Here is a 21,069-nt window from a genome sequence, read left to right on the forward strand (position 1 = left end):
CGGACTACAACCGGGCCTCCAGGGTCACCGTCGTGGCCGCGAAGCCGTTGCGCTCGTAGAAACGGACGGCTCCCGCATTGCCCGCGTACGCCGTCACCTCCACCAGCTCCGCCTCCTTGCCCCGCGCCCAGGCCGTGAACGCGTGGACCAGGCGCTCGCCGATCCGCTCCCCGCGATGAGCGGGGCGCACATACATACTCACCAGCGTCGCGACCCTGACCGGCCGTATCGCGGACCCCTCGGACACCGTACCGGTGAGATGCCCGACGACCTCCCCGTCCCGGTCGGCGACGAGCAGCAGCCGTCCCGGATCGTCGACACCGTCGGCGAACCGCCGCGGCCCGTGCTCGCGCGGCCAGTCGAGGTCGACACTCGGATCACGGGCCCCCGCGTCCTCGGCGAACAGGGCGGCGCTGCACGCCACCAGTCCGTCGACATCGGCGAGTCCGGCCCTGCGGACCACCACCCCACGTCGTGCATCGCTCATGGCACACGACCCTAACCGCCGCCACTGACAACGCGGGCCGGGCCGCCGGGCCGCGACCGGGCGCTGATGGGTGCACACCGGATCGGCCTGCGGAAACGCCCGGGGACGCCTCCGGACGCGTCCGGGGCCGAGGGCCCACAGGGGCTGTCAGCCGCGTTCAGATGCCCGAGCCGTCCGGCGGCCCGTACAGGCGCTCCGCGTACGCGGCCCGGCTGCTCCGCCCGGCGTACCGCCGTACCCCGGCGTACACACAGGGCAGCAGCGCCAGCCAGACCGCCGTCAGGACGATCCAGCCGCGGTGCTCCTCGCCCGCGCCCTGTCCGGCGAAGGCGCCCACGATACCGGCCGGGATCGCGGCGACACAGGCGCAGAGCGCGCACACGCCGTAGAACCGGAAGCCGAACGGTGATCCGCGCTCGGCCAGTTCCCGGGGCCGGGTGAGCAGGACCGTGCCCAGATAGAGGAGGTAGCAGAAGACCGTGAGACAGACCACGGCCATTCCGGCGCCCCATTCGGGCTCGCCCTCGGGGGTGTCCCGGGAGTGCTGGGTGGTGCCGTCGCGGCTGAGGGCCGTGGCGTAGTCGCGCCACAGGGTGACGGTGACCTCGTCGCCCGGCTGCAACTCCCTGAACAGCGGCCCCTCCGCCCCGAGATCGACCTCTTCGGGGACGGCGGCGGGGCCGTCGAGCCGTACCCAGTACTCCGAGCTGCGCGCTCCGGTGCGCTCGGTGCCGCGTACGACGGCCCGCTGGGTGGTGAAGCAGTCCTTCCGGGGGGTGTCCGCCGCCGTGCACCCGTCGGCCGCCGCCCGGAAGGCCCGGACGGTGTCGATCCCGCCGGACACGGACGCCGCGCCCCCGGCCGATCCCAGCAGCGCGAGCACGGCACCGAGGAGCGCGGCGGCGCCCCACACCCGCCGCCGCCGCACGCCCCGGGGGGCGCGGGCCTGTCCTCCCGTCCCGTCGTAACGGCCGCCGTGGGAGGCACCCGCGGGGGGCCGGTGTTCCGCGCTCCGCCTTCTTCGGTCTCTACGTCCTGGTATTCCGGGAATCACCCGACAAGGCTACGACGCGGACCCCGGACGGGACCGGGCACCTCCCGTACGGGAACGGAACGGGCCCGCGCCCGGCGCCCGGCGGCGCGTGGGAGGCGGTGGCGGCCCCATAACTCCGTGGCGGACACACCGGGGCCGCCGATACGGTCAGGCCCGCCGCCGACCGCGGCCCATGGCGGCGGCAGCCCGATCCGGAGAGCGATTCCCATGACCGTACAGCGAGCGACGACGACCCTGTGGCGCCCCACCGGCCCCGCGGAACTGGAGCTGGTACGGGAGCTGGACTGGCGCGCCTGGCCGCCGAGGCTGCCGGAGCAGCCGATCTTCTATCCGGTGCTCAACGAGGAGTACGCCGTCAGGATCGCCCGGGACTGGAACGTCCGGCACGACGGCGCCGGGTTCGTCACCCGTTTCGAGGTCGACACGGAGTTCCTGCGCAGATATCCCGTCCGGCAGGCGGGCGGACGCACGATCCTGGAGCTGTGGGTACCGGCCGATGAGCTGGACACGTTCAACGCCCATATCGTCGGAACGATCCAGGTGGTGCGCGAGTTCCACTGAGCCGCTGCACCGCTGAGCCGCGGCGCCGCCGAGTCGCTGCGTTGGAGCCGCCCGGGGGCCGCCTGGGGTCCGCCCGGGGTCCGCCTGGGGTCCGCTCGGGGCCGCCCGCACCGCATGTGCCGCTGACAACCCCGTCCCGTAATCTCGTCCATGAACATCTCATGCGTGGCCACGCAGCACAGGGCGACGGCACACGAAGACGGCGGATGCCCTGTGCATCCACGGAGGAGGCGACGGTGCTCGGACGGAGCACACGGCTGCTCGCGGGCGCCATGGCCCTGGCATGCGCGGCGCTCATCGGCCCCAGCGCGCCGAACGACGCCCTCTTCGCCAGGTCGCTGCCGGTCGAAGCCCCCAGGGACGCCGTACCGAACCGGGTCATGACCTGGAACATCTGCAACCCCTGCAAGGAGAGCAACGCGAGCCGGGCGGCGGAGATCGCCCGGTACGCGCCCCAGGTCATCGGCCTCCAGGAGGCGTGCGTACGGGACGTCGAGTGGATACGGCAGTATCTGAAGAGCCGTTACGGGCTGGTCTACCACGTCGAGTACGGGACGGTGCTCCAGCATCAGGGCCGCTGCGGGGGGCTGCCGTGGCGGCCGGGGGCCTTCGGTCAGGCGCTCCTGTCCGCGGCGCCGATGACGGACCACGAGAGTGTGGAGTACCCCGACGGCGGCTCCGAGGACCGCGGATACATGGCGGTCACCACCACGGTGGGCGGCCGGTCCGTCCGGGTCTTCAACACACACCTGGCCCAGCGGCGCCAGGAGGCGGTCCGGGCGGACCAGACCCGGGTCCTCGCCGCCGCCGTCGCCCGGCACGAGCGCGCGATCGTCCTCGGTGACTTCAACGCCGTTCCGAACGCCCCCGAACTCACCAGGATCTGGGAGCTGTCCGCCGACGAGAAGTCCCCGTGCGGCCCCTCGTCCGCCGCCGACTGCGAGCCGACCACCGACTGGCAACTCACGTTCGACTACATCTTTCTGCGGGGCATGGCCCCGGTCGAGCACGGTGTGCATCTGACCTCGTACTCGGACCACCACCTGGTCCACACCGACGTGGGCGCCCCGGGGCCGACCCGGCCGGTGAGCACACACGCGCCGTCGCCGCAGGCCGTGGGCCCGGGCCCGGGAGCCTGACGGAGCCAGGGGGCCCGGCGCGTGCCTCAGCGGGCTCGGCGGGCCGCTCCCGGCGCCGTGCTCAGCGCGCTCCCGGCCGGTCCGGCAGTCGCACGACAGCGGCACCGGCCTGGGACTCGCCGAAGCCCCAGCCCGCGACGAGGGAGCAGCCGACCGCTTCCAGGGCATCGGTCCACGGCCAGTGGTCGGCGCCGCAGTAGAAGCCGCCCTCGGCGCGCGCGTCGTCCTCGGTGAGGCAGAGCATACGGAGATGGTCGCGGAGCGCGGGGTGCGCGACCGTGCTCAGCCGCTCCTCCCAGGGTTCGGCGGCGGCGCGGGCACGGCTCATGTCGTGGATCGACACCAGGTGTCCGGGACCTCGTTCGGTGAATGTGGCGGCCCGCATCGCGTCGGTGAGCGTGCCGTCGGTGGCGACGCGCAGCAGTACGGTCAGCCAGTTGTTCAGCCGGGTGGATGTCCCGTCGGTCAGGTCGACGCCGTGGCGGCCCAGGAGCGGTCCCAGCTCCGCGCCGCGCACCAGCGCGTCACCGGCCTCGTCGGCCGAGGAGACCGTCCGCAGGGCGGTGACGAAGGTGTCGTCGAACGGCCGGGGGCCCTTGTGTCCGCCGTCGCCCCACGGTTCCGTTCCCGCGAGCAGGCCGGCATCGAAGCGGAACAGCGACTCACTCAGGTCGAACCGCCATGTCCAAGGGGAGAAGGGGTACTCGCCGTCCAGATCCGGAAGATGCCTCGGGGCCGGGTCCGACAGTGCGTCAGGGGTGGCCCAGGGGTTCGGGAACAGAAACTCGTCGAGGGGGTCCGAGGCGTAGTACACATCGTGTCCGGCGGCGGGGTCGAGGGCCGGGACGCCATCGAGCAGTACGTCGAAGGCACCGGCCAGCGCGGCATCCCATCCGCTGAGGTCGGCCGCCGGATCCTTCTCGGGTATCACGAGGAGCGCTCCTTCGTGTCATGTCGTGCCGTGTCATGTTGCTTCGTGCCATGGCGCATCACGTCGTATTACGTCGCATCGCGTCGTGTTCGTGTCGCGTGCGCGGATCGACGCAAGGTATCAGCCGCCACTGACACGTTCGGCGCCTCAGGTGCTTCCGGTGCTTCCGGTGCTTCCGGTGCTTCCCGGAGCGCGTAGCAGGCGGTCCACGTACGCGGTGATCGCGGGGATGGCCTGGGGCATGCGCCGGGGACTGATGCCGGGGACGGCGTTGACCTCGCCGATGACGTACCCGCCCTCAGCGTCTTCCGGGTCCGCCACGCCTTCCGCCTCGTCCGGGCATTCCGGGGCTTCCGGGTCCCCCGAGGCGAAGAGCAGGTCCACCCCGGCGATGGCCAGTCCGAGCGCCCGGGCCGCCTCGACGGCAAGCGCCTCGGCGCGCGGATAGCGGCCCGCGCAGACCTGCGCGCCGCCGCCCCGGGCCAGGTTGGCCGCGAGGGAACCGTCGGACGAGGTGCGGACCTGGGCCCCGACGGCCTGGCCGTCCACGACGACGACCCGCAGGTCACGGCCGTGCGAGGCGGCCACATACTCCTGGAGGAGCCAGGTCGTATCGGGGGTGAGGCTGCCCGCGACGGCTTTGAGCATGCCCCGGTCCGGGGCGAGGAAGACCTGCTGGCCGCCCTTGCCGCTGCCGGATTTCACCACGCACGGGGTGGGCAGGCCGGGGGTGCGGACGACACCGGTGAGCGGTGCGGTCGCGTAGGTGAGGGAGTCCGGCACGGGCAGCCCGGCGAGGGCCAGATGCTGGAGCTGTTCCAGTTTGCTGCCGCAGCGCCGGTGCGCGGAGGCCGGGTTGACCAGGGTGGCGCCCATGAGTTCCAGGTGCCGCAACAGCGCGATCTCGCGGTTGCCGTCCATGGAGCCGGGGACCTGGCGGACGAGGACGACCTTGGGTGGCGGGACGTCCAGACCGCCCAGGGTCCGCAGGATCAGCCGGCCGTCCTCGACGCCCATGAGCAGTTCGTCGGTGTGCCAGACGGCGCAGCGGGGGCCGTGGATCCGTTCCAGCTCGGCCACCAGCGCGCTGGTGCTCGCGAACAGGGGCACCGGGTGCTCCCGCACCAGCACCCACACCTGGGCCGGTGCCTCGATCGCCTGTCGTGCCCTGGGCGCCATGCGTTCCCCCGTCCTCCCCGCTCCGCGTGAGGGTGCTCGCGGGCGTGCCGTCCGTCCGTGCCGGGGCCACCGCGGCCCCGGCACAGCCTCCCACCGGCACCGGGTCCGCCCGCGCACGGGGTCGTGTTACGCGCGTCGCGGCGGCGCGGGCCCAGGGGCCCCGGGGCTAGGAGGTGCGGTCCGCGAGCTGCTGGTCGTAGAGGCTCGCGGGAAGGACCGGTTTCCCGGGTGAGACGACCTCGCCGTCGCTGTTGTCCAGCAGGGTTCCGGTGCAGCCGAAGGACCAGTTGTGCGCGGTCGGCGGACCCTGGATCCGGTATCCCTCGGTCACGCAGTTGTACGCGGTGCTGTTGGCGTCGGACCAGCCGTGGCCGGAGCCCCTGGTCCCGTTGTTGACGAGCAGGAGCGTGCCGTCGACCCGGAGCTGGTCGTAGAGCGTTCCGCTGCCCCAGCGCTGGTGGCCGCCGGAGTCATAGGTGGTCTGGACGAGTTCGGCGGTGCAGCGGGAGAAGACGTTCGGCCCGGCCTGGCGGCCGTAGGTGGTGAACGCGTGCACCTTGGTCGCGGTGACCCGGCAGTCCTGGACGAGGTTCTGCTGTCCCTGGAGCAGATAGGCGTTGGAACGGGCCGAGCTGTCGGTGGTGACCATGTCGAGCATCTGGGTGCGCAGCACCGAGACGCGGCGGCTCTGCGGGCCGAGCGCGGTCTGTCCCGCGCCGCCGAAGCGGTTGGCGACCACGTTGGAGACCCAGGAGTCCTCGACGGCGTTGAACTCCCACAGGGCCGCGTTGTAGAAGGTGCTGGAGTAGTCGGGGGCGGCGGTCATCGCCCCGCCGTCCGCGCTCAGATTCTCCAGGCCCACCTGGCTGATCCGGGGGAAGGTGTAGCGGTAGACGGTGGCCTGGGTGTACTGCTGCTCCAGCGCGTTGGTGAGGGGGATGTCCAGGGTGATCCGGTTGCCGCTGATGGCGGTGATACGCCGTTCGAAGCGCAGGCTCCAGTCGGGGGTGAAGATCCCCTTCATGCCGATGGCGTCGATCCACGCCTGGGTGGTGGGACGTTCCACGACGACCGCGTCGCCCACGGAGAGCCCGGCGGTGGAGGAGAGGGTGAGCGTGCCGCTGCCCACCGGCACATAGTCGTCGGTGACACGGGCGGGGGTGCCCACGACGCCGTAGGAGGACTTGGCGCCGAAGGTGATGAGCGTGCGGGAGCGGGCGCCGTCGGCGGCGAGGACGGTGGCGCCGCCGGAGCCGCGGATCACCACGCCGGACGCGGTGACGCGGAGGGTGCCGCCGATGCGGTAGCGGCCGGGGCCGAGCCGGACGGCGCCCCGGAAGCCCTGGGCGTCGGGCGGCAGCGCGGAGGCGGTGTCGATGGCCTGCTGGAGCGCCGCCGTGTCGTCCTGCCCGGAGGGGGCGGGCACGGTCACACGGGCGGGGACCGCGGGCAGGGGGACACCGCCGCCCCGGTAGCCCGCGTACGAGTAGTCGGGGACGCGGTTTCCTTGCGCGTCGCGCCCATAGGCCAGCTTGTCTCCGTTCATGCCGAGCCAGTTCACGCGCGGTGCCGCCGTCGTGGACGGGGCGCCCTGCGCCGGGCTCGCGACGGGGGTCAGCGCGAACAGCGCGGCGGTCACGAGGACGGCGGCGCGCCGGGGGCGGAGGAAGGGACGCGGACGCGGGGGTCGTGGGCTGAAGATCAACGGGCATCTCCTCGCAGGTTGGCGGAGCGACCCAAGGAAACGTGTGGGAAAGGCGGCGGGTTCACCGGAGGTGTCGGCTCCCACCGAGATCCGGTCATACGGGAGGGCAACCGGAGGCCGGTCCCAGGAGGAACACCGATCCCTCAGATCATTCCTCGTCGCACCGTCCTCGGTATTCGGGCCACAGACGCCGTCGGCGGGGCTGCGGCATCTGAGCGGCCATTCGTCCGGATTCCGACGGTGGAGACGGGGGGGGACGGCGGGGGCGGCGAGGGCGGCGATACGGGAGGAACGGCGGGGACCGGGCGGGGCGGCGGGGACCGGGCGGGCGGCGATACGGGCGGGCACGGGCGGTGTCGCGGTGCCCGGGGCGCCCCCGGCGCCGGCCGCACCGGGCTCCTCGCCACGCGGGCCGCCGCGCGGGCGCGCCCCGGGTGGACCGTCCTGGCCCCCGGGGCCCGGTGCCCGGCTCCGGGCCCGCCGACACGAACGAGTGCCCCCGGGCGGACGAGGACCGCGGGCAGGGTCCCGGACGCGCGGCGGACGCGGGCAGGACAGGGCGGCGACGGCGCGCGCCTGCCGATCGCGCCAAGCGCACCACCCCGTGCCACCCGGGCGCGCCCTGCCCCAGCCGTATCCGTGCGGTGCCCGTCCGGTCACCGTGTTTCCCCCACACGCTCCCCGGACGGACCGTACGATGCCGGTGCATCGATCAAGAGCTTGCTTGTGCAACGGTCTTATGGGCCCGAAGGAGAGCGGCGCAGCTATGCGTTCCACGTTCCGGCATCTCACCGTCACCGCCGTCGCGGCGGCCACCATGGCAGCGTTTTCCCTGGCCAACACCCCCGCGAGAGCGACGACCGAAGAAAGTGCCGAAGCACCCCCGATAGCAGCGGCCCGCCTCTCCGCACTCGCATCCGCGAACGATTGGTCAGGCGCCTGGGCTGCCGCTCACCAGTACCCGGTGGCGGCCCCTGTGCACCCCTACAACTGGTCCGTCGAGGGGTTCGGCGAGCAGAGCGTGCGGCAGGTCGTCCGGCTCAGCGCCGGGGGAAGACAGCTACGGGTACGGCTGTCGAACCGGTATGGGAAGGCTCCGCTCCGCATCGCGGACGCCACCGTCGCCCGGAGCGGCCGGGGCGCCGCCCTCGGGCCCGGGGGCCTGCGCACCCTGCGCTTCGGGGACGCGCGCGAGGTCACGATCGCGCCCGGCGCCGAGCGGGTCTCGGACTCGTTCCGGCTGCCCGTGCGCCCGCTGACCCGGCTGACGGTCACCCTCTACCTCACCGGCTCCGCAGGGCCCGTCTCCTTCCACGCCGAGGGCCTGACGACGGCGTACCGCGCCGATGGCAACCGGACCCGTGATGTGACCGGACGCCCGTTCCAGGGGCCGACCACGCTCGCCACGTACGCGCTCTCGGACGTGGAGGTCTCCGGCCCGGTCCCGGGCGCCACCAACGCGACAAACGCCGAGAACACCGAGGACGCTGAGGACGCCGAAAACGGCAGGAGCGCGGGGCGGAGCGACAGCCGCCGGAATGCCGCCGAGGGCACCGTCGTCGCCTTCGGGGACTCGATCACCGACGGCTCCGGTTCGACCCCGGACACCGACCGCCGTTATCCGGACCGGCTCGCGGAACTGCTCACCGCCGCCGGGTCCCGGCTCGCGGTGGTCAACACCGGGATCAGCGGCAACCGGCTGCTGTCCGACAACCTCTGCTACGGCGAGAGAGCACTCACCCGCTTCCGGCACGACGTGCTCGCCCGTCCGGGTGTCCGCACGGCCGTCGTCCTGATCGGCATCAATGACATCGGCGCGGCGCGGAGCCCGGACACCGGCTGCGGCGTCACCCCGGAGTCCACCGCCCGGCAGCTCATCGACGGGCACAAGGCCCTGATCCGGGCGGCGAGGGCGCAGGGCGTCACCGTCGTCGGGGCGACGCTGCTCCCGTTCAGGAACGCCCTGTACGGCTACTGGTCCCCGGCGAAGAACGCGCTGCGGAAGGAGGTCAACCACTGGCTCCGGACCAGCGGCGCGTACGACCGTGTCGTCGACCTCGACCGGGTGCTGCGGGACCCCGCCGACCCGGACCGGCTGCTGGCCGCCTATGACGCGGGGGACCACCTCCATCCGAACGACGCGGGCATGGACGCCATCGCCCGCGCGGTGTTCCCGTACCTCTCCCACGGCTGACCGGTCCGGCACGACCCCACGCGCCCGCCCGGCAGCTCCCCGTCCCGTCCGGCTACCCGGTGGGCTCCCCCGGCTCCGGCTCGCCGATCACCACCGTTCCGGCGTGCCGGAAGCCGAGGCGCGCGTAGAGGCGGGCGACGTCGTCGTCCGCGGCGGACAGGACGACGGTCCTGACGCCGTGGGCGCGGGCGTCCGCGACCAGCGCGGCGGTGAGGGCCAGGCCGATGCCCCGGCGGCGGGCCGACGGCAGCGTCCCCACGCCGACGATCTCCGTCGCCGTACCGGCGGGCTGGTGCTGGCCCGCGCACACCGGTGTGCCGTCCTCGGCGACGGCGACGGCGATCCGCACCAGACCGGCGCGCATGCGCTGCTCCATGTGCGCGACCGTGCCGTCGGCCCGCAGCCGCCCGGCCTCGACGGCCAGTTCCGCCCGGTCCGCGCGGGGCGCACCGGGAGCGGGGGCGGTGAACACCAGCCGGGGCACGGCCAGCGCGCCGGGAAGGGCCGGGTCACCGGCCTCCAGGACCCGTATCCGCACTCCGTCCGGAAGCTGCGGTATGACCGTCCTGGGGTCGGCCGCCGGGCCTTCCGCCGTGTCCAGCGTCATCAACGGGTACTCCAGAACGCCGAGTCCGGCCTCCCGCGCGGCGGCCCGCAGCCCCGGGGTGGTCTCGGCGACCCACTCGAAGCGCTCGGGCACCCCCAACTCCCGCTGCCGGGCGCGGACCTGGGCCACATCGGCGGCGGTCGGGGGACGGGACGCGCCCAGGGCGGGGCGCGCGAAGTGGGGCCAGTTCCCGCCGGGCCGCTCGCGGACGAAGAGCGTCAGCGGGCCCCAGTCCTCGGCGCGGGCGGCGGGGCGGGGCACCTCGTCGAAGTAGCGTTCCAATGCGGCGCGGAGGGCGGCCCCGGCGGCGGCCTCCCGGTGATCGACATCTGTCATACAGACATCAAAGCACCCGGGTCTGACAACGCCCCGTTCCCCCGTTCCCCCGCCCCACTGCCGTCCCGCCGTCCGGAGGTCAGGAGGTCAGGAGACGGCCTCGTCGAGGACGGCGGCGAGCGCGGCGGGCTCCGACAGCATCGGCCAGTGCCCGGTGGGCACGTCGAAGCGCCGCCACGGGGGCTTGCCGAGGAAGTCCAGCATCGGCACCCCGGCGTCCAGCAGAGTGGTGAAGTCCCCGCAGGCGACGACGACGCGGTCCACATCGGGACCCGGTTCGACGACCCCGGTGAGACGCTGCTCGTAGGAGGCGAACGGCTGCGGGGTGGCCCGTTCGCGCAGCGTCCGGCGCAGAGCGTCGTCGAGCCCGTCGAGGCTGGTGGAGTCGGCGAGGACGGCGAAGGACGGCAGGGGCAGCCACCGGACCCCGCCGGACTCGGTGACCAGCCGGTGCAGCGGCTCGGCCTCCTGCGGCGACATGAGGTCGAGGAGGCACATTCCTTCGGCGAACGGGGCGCTGTCCACGTAGACGACCCGCCGCAGCCGTCCGCCGATGCGGCCCGCCACGGCGGTGACGGGGGCGGCGGCGTAGCTGTGGGCGACCAGGGTGACCTCGTGCAGGTCGTGCTGCTCGACGAAGTCGGCGATGTCCGCGACATGGGTGTCCAGGCCGGTCCGCGGGGTGGCTTCGGCCGCGCGCTCCGCCAGACCGGTCAGGGTCAGCGGCAGCGCGGTGTGACCGCGTTCCCGCAGGGCACGCGCGGTGTCCTCCCAGGCCCAGGCGCCGAGCCAGGCTCCGGGGACGAGAACGAAAACAGCCATGGGGATCTCCTTGCGTCGAAGTGCTGTGCACAGCGTAGGGGCGGTATAGGTCAGGATCCGGCCGCTATAGGTGGTGGCCGGGGCTTCATAAGCCCGGTGATCTGAGGGAGAGTTGTCGGTCACCCGGTCACGTGGCCAGCCGGTCACGTGGTCTGCGGCGGACGGCCGGGCCCGGCTCGTCGCTGCTCGATGTGGGGGTCTGTCTCATGACGGAGGGGAACGCCCTGCCGCCCGGCCCGCCCGGCCCACCGGGTGCGTCCGGCGCTTCCGGCCCATCCGGTACGTCCAGTACATCTGGTACAGCCGATACGTCCGGTGCCTCCGGTGCGACCGGTGCCTCCGGTGCGGAAGAGCGGACGACCGGAGGCGGACGCGCTCCCGACAGCGGAAGCGGCGGAGCCGGGACCCAGCCGGGACCGGGCGCCGGAGCCGGTCTGGCCGCCGCCCTCCTCGGCGCCCTCGTCACCTCCGTACCCCAGCTCATGGAACAGCTCAGCCCCTGGAGCCGCGCCTTCCTCGCCCTGGTCTCGGCCACGCTGGGCCTGACCGTCTTCGGCGTCGTCCAGGCCCGCCGCGACGCCCGGAGACGGCGGCTGTGGATCACGGTGTCCACCGCGGGCGGAGTGGTGAGCGTCTGCGCGGCGCTCGCGCTCGCGGCGACCGCCCTGCTGAGCACGGTGGAGGCGGCGCCCGTGGCGATCGGTTTCGACGACGAGTTCACCCTGCGGAGCCAGGCGGACGAGGACATCCGGGTCGGGGCGCTGTCCCTGGACGCGGGGTCCTATCTGCTCTCCGCCAAGCTCTCCGTGGACGAGCCGCCGAAGAAGCCGCCGAAGGAGGCGCCGGAAGCGGACGGGGGCGTCCGCATCACCTGCCGCCTCGACGCCGAACGCGACTGGGACATCGTCTCCGTCACCGTGCGCCCCGGCGACAGCACCCCGGTCGCCCTGTCCGTCGCCCACACCTACCGGAAGTCCGGCTGGGCCTTCCTGCACTGCCGTGTGACGTCGGAGCAGCCCCGGACCACCGCTCTGAAACAGGTCAAGATCATCGCACTCCGCGTGGACTCGACCCGGATCACGCAGTTGTCCGACGCGCCCGCTTCAAACATCTGAGCAGCGCGGAGACGGGAACCGTGCCGAAGCCGACGGGGAACGCGCGCGCAGATCGCGCGAAGAATGCGCGAAGAGCGTACGGACCAACGGCGTGGCGCGCGGAATAGCCGCTGGTGCCACGGTAGTTGTGCCCGTCATGACCTTCACTTCTGATCACTCATCGCTGGGCCGTGTCGGCGTCTGGAGCGTCGCGCTGCGGGGGACGGGCGACGGGCAGCCGCTCGCCGCCGAGACCGCGGAGACCGTCGCCGAGCTGGACGAACTCGGGTACGGGACCCTGTGGGTCGGTGGCAGCCCGTCACTGGCCGAAACCGCGCCCGTGGTGGCGGCCGGGCGGCGCATCCGGGTGGCCACCGGAATCCTCAGCATCTGGGAGCACACGGCCGAGAAGGTGGCGGCGGAGGCGGCGCGGATCGAGGAGTCCGCGCCGGGCCGGTTCGTGCTGGGGCTCGGAGTCAGCCATGAACAGCGGACGCCCGGCTACGCCAAGCCGTACTCGGCCATGGTGGCCTATCTCGACGCCCTGGACGCGGCGCCCACCCCCGTCCCGGCGTCCCGGCGGCTCCTGGCGGCGCTCGGGCCGAAGATGCTCCGGCTGGCGGCGGACCGTTCGCTGGGCGCGCACCCGTATCTGGTGACGCCCGAGCACACCGCCGAGACCCGCGCGGCGCTCGGGCCGGGGGCGCTGCTCGCCCCCGATGTGAAGGTGATCATCGAACCGGACCTGGGCCGGGCCCGGGAGATCGCGCGCGCGAACCTCGCGCCGTATCTCCAGTTCACGAACTATCTGCGCAGTTTCACCCGGCTCGGCTTCTCGGACGCCGATGTCGCCGAGGGCGGCAGTGACCGGCTCATCGACGCGCTCTTCGCGCTGGGGGACCTGGAGCGGGTCCGGGACCGGATCTCCGCCTACACGGACGCGGGTGCCGACCATGTCGCGCTGAACGTGTTCTCCGACGCCCCGGCGGGCACCCTGCCGCGCGCGGAGTGGCGGGAGCTGGCGGCGGCGCTGGACCTCGGAGCGGCGGGCACGGCGTCCGCGTAGGAGGCGGCCAGGCTGTACGGGCGGCGCGGGGCCGGAGCGGTCGGCCCGGCGCCGCCCGCACGGCTTCAGGAGGCGGACGCCGAAGCCGCCGCCGGCTTGTGCGCCAGAAGAAACTGATAGCCGAACTCGGGCCGGAGCTGGAGCGGTGAGCGCATCGCGGCGGCGATCGTCCCAGCCTGTTCCCCGTACCGTTCCTCGATCTCCTGGAGGTGGTCGTCGACGGACGCGGCGATCCTGAGCAGCGTCCGGTGGGTGCGGTCGGTGAGGTCGGTCAGCTCATCGACGGTCAGTCCCGCCGCACCGGCCATCGCACGGTAGTCGTCGAAGGTGGGCAGCGGGGCGAGCAACTGGGCGGTGAGGCCCTGGTGGACGCCGTCCGCCAGTTCGGGGGCGATCTCGCCGCGCAGCAGCAGATCCGTCAGCACCAGCCGGCCGCCGGGGCGGAGGACGCGGACGCACTCCCGCAGCGCGCGGGGGCGGTCCAGATGGACGAACACCTCCAGCGCGAACACCGCGTCGAAGGAGGCGTCGGGGTGGGGCAGGTCCATCGCGTCCGCGTACGCGAACCGGGCACGTTCCTGGAGCCCGGCCTCCCCGGCCCGGCGGTTGGCCTCGTGGACCTGTTCGCGGTTGACAGATATGCCGAGCACGTCGGCGCCGGTGAGTTCCGCGAGCCGGAGCCCGGGGACACCGACGCCGCAGCCGACGTCGAGGACCCGTTCGCCGGGGCCGGGCGCCAGTTTGCCGATGAGGAGGCGGGTGAGCCGGTCGGCGGCCTCCTCGTCGCCGCTGTCGTCGTTCTCGTCCTCCCAGTAGCCGAAGTGGAAGTTGTCGCCCCACACCAGGCGCAGCAGCGGGCTCATAACGTCGTAATAAGCGGCGACCTCGTCGGCACTCGGCACTCCAGTGGCGGACACGGGTTTCTCCTTGCGTGGCAGGGGTATAGGGGGCCTGGCTCAGGCCGGGGCCGCCCCGGACTCACCAGGTGATCGGCAGCTCCTGGAAGCCCCCGGCGTGCGTCATCCGCACCTGGAGCGACTCCAGCGGGGCGGCGAGCGCGAGCCGGGGAAAACGGTCGAGCAGCGCGCGGAAGACGGTACGCAGCTCGGCCCGGGCGAGCGGGGCGCCGGTGCAGTAGTGCGCCCCGTGACCGAAGGACATGTGCGGGTTGGCGGTCCGGGTGATGTCGAAGTCCTGCGGCCGGTCGAAACGGTCCGGGTCGAACGCGGCGGCCTGTGCGCAGACGAGAACGACGCTCTCGGCGGGGATGGCCACTCCCCCGACCTCAATGTCCTCGGAGGGGTAGCGCAGGGTGCCGTCGAGCTGGTGCCCCGGCGGGAACATCCGCAGCAGTTCCTCGACGGCCCCGTCCATCAGCTCCGGGGACGAGCGCAGCAGCGCGAGCTGGTCGGGGTGGCGCAGCAGGGCGCAGAGCCCGTACTCCATCTGAACGGTGGTGAAGCCGAGCCCGGCGACGAGGAGGCCGACGGTGAGCCCGAGAATCTCCTCCTCGGCGATGGCTCCGTCGGTCCCGGCGGCGGCCAGGTCGGACAGCAGGTCCTCGGCGGGGTCGCGGCGTTTGCGCGCGAGCTGTTCCGCGACGTACGCGGTGAACTCGCCGTGGGCGCGTTCGGCCGCGCCGGGCGGGAGGAGGGCCGGAGGTATGAGGGCCTGTCCGGTCCAGGCGGAGACACGGTCGTGGTCGCCGTGGGGGATGCCGAGGAGTGCGCACAGCACCATGGAGGGCAGCGTCAGGGTGAGACCGGCGCAGAGGTCGGCGGGCGGGCCCTTCTTCTCCAGCGCGTCGAGCAGCGTGTGGGTGAGCTGTTCGACGACGGGTTCCAGCCCGCCGATCCGGGCCCGGGAGAACGCGGGCCCGACGAGTCGGCGGAGGCGCGCATGCTCCTCGCCCTCGACGGAGGCCAGCCACCCGGGGGCGCTGAGGAAGTAGGGCTGGTTGACGGTGTAGCCGCCGGGCGGCATGCCGTTGGGCCGGAAACGGGGGTCGCCGAGGACGGCCCTGATGTCGTCGTACCGGGTCACCAGCCAGCCGTCGATGCCCAGGGGGAGCCGTACGGGGGTGGGTGGCGCGTCACGGGCGGCGAGCATCCCGGGCGAGGGGTAGATGTGGAGCGGTCGCTCGAAGGGCAGCTCGGGTGCGGGGGGTGACGACGGCGGCGGAGGCTGCGACGGCTTGCTGGGCGGCACGTGTTCTCCCGTCTCCCCGGGGCGGACCGGGTCGTGGCATGGCGCGGGCGGTCTCGTACGGCGGGCAGATAGTAGCCGTCCGCCTCCGCGCGTGCGCGGCGATCCGGCGTCCGACGGCCGGAAAACGGCAAGGGGCCCCGGCCGTCCCGGTGCGGGGGGGGTGTTGGGACGGCCGGGGCCAGGGAGCGCGGATACGGGGTGCGCTCCCTCTTCCCTCCGCCCGGTGAGACGAGTCGGAGGGGGCTCGGAACCGCCTTCCGTTACGCCGGAAGGCGGAGCATTTCAAGATCTTGAGCGACTCCCAGGAGGAACATCCCCACGGATATGGCCCACAGCGAAAGAATCATCACCGTGCCGACGGCGGATATTTTTGCCTTGCGGTCGTGCATGGATTTCGTCAGCCTTCCTCGGGGAGAGGGCCCAGCTCAGCGGGCTCGGGGTCGTCGTTCACGGGAGGTTTCGGCTTCAGTGGGCAGTTGGGCAGGGGGCAGGCACAGGGACCGAAATCGAACGGATTAAATTCCGAACTTCTGTTTGGTCGTCGTGGCACCGTGGGCAATCTCCGTGTGGGGGTGCTGGCGGATCAGGGGTTGCTCATACCTTCTCGGGCGGTGTGTCCGCGATCTAGGAAACGGGCGGACGGGGCCAAGGGGTACCGTGGAGGGAGCAGCAGCCCTTAAACACGTAAAACGCCTCAACGGCCGCCACACGGCATGGAGTTGGCCTTGACGATGCGAGAACCGAACGCATGTCTCACGCGCCTGCACAGCGAAGCCGGCTGGACCTTGCGTCAGTTCGCCCAGGCGGTCAACAAGATCGCCACCGAGCGCGGCACACCGACGCGATATCAGCCGCCCTCCGCACACCAGTGGCTCAACGGGTACATCCCCAGGGAGAACACCCGACCGCTGATCCTGGAGGCACTCGCGCGACGGCTCCACAGAAAGATCACCGCCGCGCAGGCAGGATTTCCTGCCCTCCCTGAAGAAGAGGATTCCACACCCGGGACGGTTGAGGGACTGATTGATTTGGGGACAAGCGATATGGACCCGTCGCGTCGAGGCGTCATGGGGTCGGCGCTCTTCTCGATCGCGCTGACCGTCCCCGATTGGCCGGATGTCGTGGGACGCATGGAGGCCGCGCAGACGGGGAAGGCGCTTCGCATCGGGATGGGCGAGGTGGACATGGTGCTCGCCATGACCGCGAAACTCTCAGACCTGGACGATGAGTTCGGCGGAAGGCACGCCAGGCCGATGGCCGCAGCCTTTCTCGTGAACACCGTGTCACCTTATCTCCGGGCCGACGCCCCGGAGGCAGTACGCAAGGCGATGCTGACCGCCGCAGCGGAACTCTGCTACCTCGCGGGCTATATGGCGGTCGACGAAGGGATGCACGGGCTGGCTCAGCGGTATTACATCAAGGCCCTGGAGCTGGCAGGCGCGGCAGACGACCATCTGACGTACTGCATCACGCTGCGAGGAATGAGCGTTCAATCCGCCGATCTGGGCCACGGACCGACAGCGGCACGCCTCGGCGACTCGGCGGCTGCCGCGTCCCCTCAAGCAGGCCACAGAATGCGGGCGTTCATCGCCGGGCAGCAAGCACATGCCCATGCACAGATCGGCGACCGAAATCGAGCGCTGAGCCTCCTGAGGGAAGCCGAAAAGTCCCTGGAAAAGGCAGAGTCTCAATCCAGGACCATTGGACGTTACGACCCTGCCGCGCTTGCCTACGCCACTGCGCAGGTCCGATATGAGCTGGGCGACGTCAAGGGGTCGGTCGCTTCTCTTGACCTGAGCAATCGCATTCGTCACAGCAAGTACCGAAGGGTGCAGATGAGGTTCCTTTCACTTCTTGCGGAAAGGCAACTCGAAATGGGAAGCCTGGAGCTTGCATGTGAGACCTGGGGGCACGCACTCGATCTCTACCCGAGCGTGCAGTCCGGCCGCTGCGACGAAAAGATGGCGGAAATGAGCAGGCGCATCCGCCCCCATCTCGGAAATCGTTACGCCCGCGCCCTCCACGAGCGCGCCAAGCCACTCATCCCGCCGTCGCGGCTCGTATAACGGACGAAGCCCCGCTCCCTCTGAGCGAGGGGGCGGGGCTTCGTGCTGGCGTCGTGACCCTACTACTCGGCAGGGACCACGGCAGGCGTTGCCATGCCGTTCTCCCACATCGCGCGGAAGGGCACCTCGACACTGCTGATCAGGACACCGGGGAAGTCCTCAAAGAAATCAAGCGCTTCTGTAACAGCGTCCGTCAGAAGCTCAGCCTCGAATAGGCAAGTGAACCTCGTATGCCCAGGGCTTTCCACACGTCCGATACGCCCGTCGTTGAAGCGGTCGAGACCATCACACGTATCCGCCTGCTCCTCTGTCAACTTCTCCTGAAGATGCAGGGTAAAGGACCACTCACGCACAGCGACGGTGGTCCTTGATGAAGTCGTCAATTCGATTTGCCTCTCCTCCGGGACTCCGGCGGGTGCAGTACGCCCGGTTGCTCCACCCAACCCAGCGGGGGCGCAGCGTCACGATCTTGAAGAGACCGTCTACAGCGGAGGCGGCGCGGGAACGACAGCGGGCGTCGCCATGCCGTTCACGTCCAGCGCGACCCAATCCAATTCCACACTCTTGACGAGGACACCAGGGAAGTCCTCAAAGAGGCCGAGTGCTTCCGCAATAGCGTCGGTCAGGACCTCCGCCGCGAACAAGCAACTGAACTCCGTGTGGCCAGGGCTTTCCACACGACTGATGCGACCGTCAGTGAAGCGATCGAGGCCATCGATCGTATCGGCCTGCTCCTCCGTCAACTTCTCCTGAAGATGCAGAACGAAGTGCCACTTACGAGTGGCCACGATGCCTGTTGGTGAAGTTGTCAATCTTGTTCCCCTCGTCTCCTGCGCTCTGGGGCGTGCAGTACACCACATGATTCTTGTTGCACGGGCAACAAATGACGAATCCCCAGCGGTGTTTGCCCTTGTCCCGCGTTACTTTGAGGCCAGCTGCCTCGGCCCTCTTGAGAGCTGATTCAATATCCTTCTTCTGATGACGATCACCGCGTGCCATGGTCCTACAACTACTCCCGACACCACGCCCCGAACGACCCTTCAGCCGCCGATCCACCCAATCGAGCGAAGCGCAGCGTCACGATGTTGAAGAGACCGTCTACAGCGGAGGTGGCGCGGGGACGACAGCGGGCGTCGCCATGCCGTTCTCCCACATCGCTTGGGAAGGCACCTCGACACTTCTGATCAGAACGCCGGGAAAATCTTCGAAGAGGCCGAGTGCTTCCGCGATAGCGTCGGTCAGGAGGCGAGCCCCGAACAGACAACTGAACTCTGTGTCTTCAAGGCCTTCCACACGGCTGATGCGCCCATCGGTGAAGCGGTCGAGACCATCGATCGTATCCGCCTGCTCCTCTGTCAGCTTCTCCTGAAGATGCAGAGTGAAGTACCACTTACGCACATTCGCGGTGGTCGTCGATGATGTGGACAATCTTCCACGCGCCTCTCGTCCGGCGTCTCCGGGGGTGCAGTACACCACACGCATCCCGCCCGGAGCGCCACGCCAAGGCGTCAGATTGACTCGTCGAGCCGTTCCCGTTCGAACATCCATGTACCGCCCGTCTTACGGAATTCGAAGCTGTGGGACGAGACCGAGGACGTGTCCTCCTCAGTGCCCTCCATGGCGCTGTCCTCCCAGGTGTACTCCGTCGTCTGGGAGAGGTCGACCCGGGCGAAGCCCTCGGCGGCGAGGTCCACGTCGACGGCGAAGAGCGTGACCTCGGCACTGCGCGGGGCACCGTTCTTGGACTCGGCGGCGGTGCGGGCAGCGGCGCGTTGCTGGACGATTTGCAGGGCCGCCTTCTCGACGGCGCTGCGGTCCTCGGACTCCCGGTACTCCCGTACGCCGACGTAGCCGGCGTACGGGGCGGCCAGCGCGAGCAGGAGCGCTCCGATGCCGACGCGGGCCGAGATCTTGACTCTTCTGTCCCCCATGAAAATTTCTCCCCCTCTAGCTCAATATCCTCCGAAGGATAGAAGAAAGCGCAGGTCAGTGGGGGTCTGAATCAAGACAGTGGCAGTGATCAAGATGAGCCTCGCCCCCGGACAGAGGGGCGAGGCTCATCCATTCACGCCACCGTCACGTCAGCACGGGTTCCTTCACCCGCACGGGCGGCTCGTCGGGAGACGTGTGGCGGGTGGCCCAGTTCTCCAGGGCGACGCGGCAGGCGTGGTCGACGTGGTGGAGGCGGGTGAGGTCGAGTTCGACCGGGTGGCCCGGGGGGAGGGCTTCCAAGCTCTCCAGGATCTTGGGGAGCCTCAGGAATGTGGCGTTGCCGCTGAGCTGGACCCGGATCGGGGCCTGGGCGCCGGGCTGGTCGTCCTCACCGGGTGCGGGGCCCAGGACGCGCAGCTTCACCGCCGACGCCTCCCATGCGGTCTTGACGACCGACAGGGCGAGTCCGATGAGGACGCCTTCGAACATGTTGACCGCGACGATCGACACCGCCGTGACGACAAGGATCAGCGCCTCACCCCGGTGTTCCCGCCACAGCGGCACGAATTGTCGCAGGGGCAGGAGTTTCCAGCCGGCGTGGACGAGGATGCCCGCGAGGGCGGGCAGCGGGATCAGCGCCAGGGCGCCGGGCAGGGCGGCGGCGAAGAGGAGCAGCCATACGCCGTGGAGGACGCGGGAGGCGCGGGTTTTGGCGCCCGCCTGGACGTTGGCGGAGCTGCGGACGATGACGGCGGTCATGGGCAGGGCGCCGAGGAGGCCGCAGACGGTGTTGCCGGCGCCCTGGGCCATGAGTTCCTGGTCGTAGCGGGTGCGCGGGCCGTCGTGGAGGCGGTCGACGGCGGCGGCGGAGAACAGGCTCTCGGCGGAGGCGATCAGGGTGAAGGCGAGCACGGTCCCGATGACCCCGACGCTCAGCAGCCCGCCGAACGCGTCGGCGCCCGGCACCTGGACCGCGTCCAGCAGCCCCTGGACCTCCACCGTCGCCACCGGCAGGGAGAAGAGGGACGAGACCGCCGTCGCCAGCACTACCGCCCCGAGCGCGGCGGGCACCGCGCGGACCCGGCGCGGCAGCCACTTCCACCCCACCAGTACCAGCACGGTTCCCACGCCGATCGCCAGCGACGCCAGGGCCTCCGTACCCGCGAAGGCGTCGAAGGCGGCCTGCGGCAGCCCCATGAGCTTGTCCAGGCCGGAGGCGGGGGCCTGTTGGCCGGACAGTGCGTAGAGCTGTCCGGCGATGATGACGAGTCCGATGCCCGCGAGCATGCCCTCCACGACCGCGACGGAGATCGCGCGGAACCAGCGGCCCAGCCGCAGGGCGCCCATGAGCAGCTGGAGCAGCCCGGCCGCGAGGACGATCACCCCGAGCATCGGCAGCCCGTGCGCCTGCACCGCCTCGAAGACCAGGACCGTCAGCCCGGCGGCGGGACCGGAGACCTGGAGCGTGGAACCCGGCAGCAGCCCCGTGACCAGACCACCCACGATCCCCGTGATCAGACCCAGCTCCGCCGGAACACCCGACGCGACCGCGACCCCCACACACAACGGCAGCGCCACCAGAAACACCACCAACGAGGCCCCGACATCCTCACGCGGCACCGCCAACCGCCCCCACGCCCTCCCGGAAGAACGGGGTGCGGACTCCGAGGGACGGGGTGCCGACTGCG

Annotated in this window: 20 protein-coding genes; 6 read left to right on the forward strand and 14 right to left on the reverse strand. The window is 71.2% G+C overall.

The window, feature by feature from the left end:
* Positions 1–4: 4 nt before the first annotated feature.
* Both CRV15_RS31380 and CRV15_RS31385 read right to left on the reverse strand, forming a co-directional pair.
* Entirely contained in the window at positions 5–487 is a 483-nt protein-coding gene (locus tag CRV15_RS31380) for a GNAT family N-acetyltransferase (RefSeq protein ID WP_029183250.1), read from the reverse strand.
* Between the two features lie 157 nt (positions 488–644).
* Complete coding sequence (locus CRV15_RS31385; RefSeq protein ID WP_003963234.1) at positions 645–1,415, reverse strand: hypothetical protein; 771 nt, start codon at positions 1,413–1,415, stop codon at positions 645–647.
* A gap of 333 nt (positions 1,416–1,748) precedes the next feature.
* Here CRV15_RS31385 and CRV15_RS31390 point away from each other — a divergent pair, with 333 nt between their 5' ends.
* Together CRV15_RS31390 and CRV15_RS31395 are read left to right on the forward strand one after the other, a co-directional pair.
* Positions 1,749–2,102: a hypothetical protein gene (locus CRV15_RS31390; RefSeq protein WP_003963235.1), complete on the forward strand. Its 354-nt coding sequence runs from the start codon at positions 1,749–1,751 to the stop codon at positions 2,100–2,102.
* Between the two features lie 206 nt (positions 2,103–2,308).
* Positions 2,309–3,241 (forward strand): endonuclease/exonuclease/phosphatase family protein, encoded by a 933-nt coding sequence (locus CRV15_RS31395; protein WP_003963236.1) that lies wholly within the window; start codon positions 2,309–2,311, stop codon positions 3,239–3,241.
* Positions 3,242–3,302: 61 nt separating this feature from the next.
* Here CRV15_RS31395 and CRV15_RS31400 read toward each other — a convergent pair whose 3' ends face one another.
* From CRV15_RS31400 to CRV15_RS31410, 3 genes are all read right to left on the reverse strand, one after another.
* Positions 3,303–4,172, reverse strand: coding sequence for a hypothetical protein (locus tag CRV15_RS31400; protein ID WP_003963237.1), 870 nt, complete (start codon positions 4,170–4,172; stop codon positions 3,303–3,305).
* A 147-nt stretch (positions 4,173–4,319) separates the two neighbouring features.
* Positions 4,320–5,351, reverse strand: coding sequence for an ATP-grasp domain-containing protein (locus CRV15_RS31405; protein WP_003963238.1), 1,032 nt, complete (start codon positions 5,349–5,351; stop codon positions 4,320–4,322).
* Between the two features lie 166 nt (positions 5,352–5,517).
* The gene (locus tag CRV15_RS31410; protein WP_009999246.1) at positions 5,518–7,056 is read right to left on the reverse strand and encodes a peptidoglycan-binding protein; all 1,539 of its coding nucleotides are present in this window, start codon (positions 7,054–7,056) and stop codon (positions 5,518–5,520) included.
* Between the two features lie 766 nt (positions 7,057–7,822).
* Between CRV15_RS31410 and CRV15_RS31415 the strand changes: the two genes are divergently transcribed.
* Positions 7,823–9,250, forward strand: a complete 1,428-nt coding sequence (locus tag CRV15_RS31415; RefSeq protein WP_078564605.1) for an SGNH/GDSL hydrolase family protein — start codon at positions 7,823–7,825, stop codon at positions 9,248–9,250.
* A 52-nt stretch (positions 9,251–9,302) separates the two neighbouring features.
* Here the strand turns inward: CRV15_RS31415 and CRV15_RS31420 are convergent, their stop codons facing one another.
* Positions 9,303–10,193: a GNAT family N-acetyltransferase gene (locus CRV15_RS31420; protein ID WP_003963241.1), complete on the reverse strand. Its 891-nt coding sequence runs from the start codon at positions 10,191–10,193 to the stop codon at positions 9,303–9,305.
* Positions 10,194–10,280: 87 nt separating this feature from the next.
* Positions 10,281–11,015, reverse strand: a complete 735-nt coding sequence (locus tag CRV15_RS31425) for an alpha/beta fold hydrolase (protein ID WP_003963243.1) — start codon at positions 11,013–11,015, stop codon at positions 10,281–10,283.
* 482 nt (positions 11,016–11,497) lie between these two features.
* On the opposite strand from CRV15_RS31425, the gene CRV15_RS31430 reads away from it, so the two are divergent.
* Positions 11,498–12,130 carry a hypothetical protein gene (locus tag CRV15_RS31430; RefSeq protein ID WP_003963244.1) on the forward strand — a complete coding sequence of 211 codons (633 nt, stop codon included), beginning with the start codon at positions 11,498–11,500 and terminating at the stop codon, positions 12,128–12,130.
* Positions 12,131–12,266: 136 nt separating this feature from the next.
* Positions 12,267–13,175: an LLM class F420-dependent oxidoreductase gene (locus CRV15_RS31435; RefSeq protein ID WP_003963245.1), complete on the forward strand. Its 909-nt coding sequence runs from the start codon at positions 12,267–12,269 to the stop codon at positions 13,173–13,175.
* A 65-nt stretch (positions 13,176–13,240) separates the two neighbouring features.
* Here CRV15_RS31435 and CRV15_RS31440 read toward each other — a convergent pair whose 3' ends face one another.
* Both CRV15_RS31440 and CRV15_RS31445 read right to left on the reverse strand, forming a co-directional pair.
* On the reverse strand, positions 13,241–14,092 hold the full coding sequence (locus tag CRV15_RS31440; protein WP_003963247.1) for an SAM-dependent methyltransferase: 852 nt from the start codon (positions 14,090–14,092) through the stop codon (positions 13,241–13,243).
* A gap of 61 nt (positions 14,093–14,153) precedes the next feature.
* Positions 14,154–15,383, reverse strand: coding sequence for a cytochrome P450 (locus CRV15_RS31445; protein ID WP_003953257.1), 1,230 nt, complete (start codon positions 15,381–15,383; stop codon positions 14,154–14,156).
* 713 nt (positions 15,384–16,096) lie between these two features.
* On the opposite strand from CRV15_RS31445, the gene CRV15_RS31450 reads away from it, so the two are divergent.
* Positions 16,097–17,449, forward strand: coding sequence for an NsdA family TPR-like regulatory protein (locus CRV15_RS31450; RefSeq protein WP_003953255.1), 1,353 nt, complete (start codon positions 16,097–16,099; stop codon positions 17,447–17,449).
* A 62-nt stretch (positions 17,450–17,511) separates the two neighbouring features.
* On the opposite strand, the gene CRV15_RS31455 is transcribed toward CRV15_RS31450, so the two are convergent.
* From CRV15_RS31455 to CRV15_RS31480, 5 genes are all read right to left on the reverse strand, one after another.
* Positions 17,512–17,802 (reverse strand): hypothetical protein, encoded by a 291-nt coding sequence (locus CRV15_RS31455; protein WP_003963249.1) that lies wholly within the window; start codon positions 17,800–17,802, stop codon positions 17,512–17,514.
* Between the two features lie 129 nt (positions 17,803–17,931).
* Positions 17,932–18,237, reverse strand: coding sequence for a hypothetical protein (locus CRV15_RS36405; RefSeq protein ID WP_003953253.1), 306 nt, complete (start codon positions 18,235–18,237; stop codon positions 17,932–17,934).
* 310 nt (positions 18,238–18,547) lie between these two features.
* On the reverse strand, positions 18,548–18,847 hold the full coding sequence (locus tag CRV15_RS31470; protein ID WP_009999251.1) for a hypothetical protein: 300 nt from the start codon (positions 18,845–18,847) through the stop codon (positions 18,548–18,550).
* A 110-nt stretch (positions 18,848–18,957) separates the two neighbouring features.
* Positions 18,958–19,380, reverse strand: a complete 423-nt coding sequence (locus tag CRV15_RS31475) for a hypothetical protein (protein WP_003953250.1) — start codon at positions 19,378–19,380, stop codon at positions 18,958–18,960.
* A 145-nt stretch (positions 19,381–19,525) separates the two neighbouring features.
* Complete coding sequence (locus CRV15_RS31480) at positions 19,526–21,007, reverse strand: SulP family inorganic anion transporter (protein WP_003953249.1); 1,482 nt, start codon at positions 21,005–21,007, stop codon at positions 19,526–19,528.
* Between the last annotated feature and the right edge of the window lie 62 nt (positions 21,008–21,069).

The organism is Streptomyces clavuligerus, from assembly GCF_005519465.1.
GTDB lineage: Bacteria > Actinomycetota > Actinomycetes > Streptomycetales > Streptomycetaceae > Streptomyces > Streptomyces clavuligerus.

Excerpts from the sequence above, each read along its gene's own strand:
- CRV15_RS31380 (WP_029183250.1), bottom strand. The coding sequence starts at position 487 with ATGAGCGATGCACGACGTGGGGTGGTGGTCCGCAGGGCCGGACTCGCC.
- CRV15_RS31390 (WP_003963235.1), top strand. The coding sequence starts at position 1,749 with ATGACCGTACAGCGAGCGACGACGACCCTGTGGCGCCCCACCGGCCCC.
- CRV15_RS31395 (WP_003963236.1), top strand. The coding sequence starts at position 2,309 with ATGCCCTGTGCATCCACGGAGGAGGCGACGGTGCTCGGACGGAGCACA.
- CRV15_RS31405 (WP_003963238.1), bottom strand. The coding sequence starts at position 5,351 with ATGGCGCCCAGGGCACGACAGGCGATCGAGGCACCGGCCCAGGTGTGG.
- CRV15_RS31415 (WP_078564605.1), top strand. The coding sequence starts at position 7,823 with ATGCGTTCCACGTTCCGGCATCTCACCGTCACCGCCGTCGCGGCGGCC.
- CRV15_RS31420 (WP_003963241.1), bottom strand. The coding sequence starts at position 10,193 with ATGACAGATGTCGATCACCGGGAGGCCGCCGCCGGGGCCGCCCTCCGC.
- CRV15_RS31425 (WP_003963243.1), bottom strand. The coding sequence starts at position 11,015 with ATGGCTGTTTTCGTTCTCGTCCCCGGAGCCTGGCTCGGCGCCTGGGCC.
- CRV15_RS31430 (WP_003963244.1), top strand. The coding sequence starts at position 11,498 with ATGGAACAGCTCAGCCCCTGGAGCCGCGCCTTCCTCGCCCTGGTCTCG.
- CRV15_RS31435 (WP_003963245.1), top strand. The coding sequence starts at position 12,267 with ATGACCTTCACTTCTGATCACTCATCGCTGGGCCGTGTCGGCGTCTGG.
- CRV15_RS31450 (WP_003953255.1), top strand. The coding sequence starts at position 16,097 with ATGGAGTTGGCCTTGACGATGCGAGAACCGAACGCATGTCTCACGCGC.
- CRV15_RS31475 (WP_003953250.1), bottom strand. The coding sequence starts at position 19,380 with ATGGGGGACAGAAGAGTCAAGATCTCGGCCCGCGTCGGCATCGGAGCG.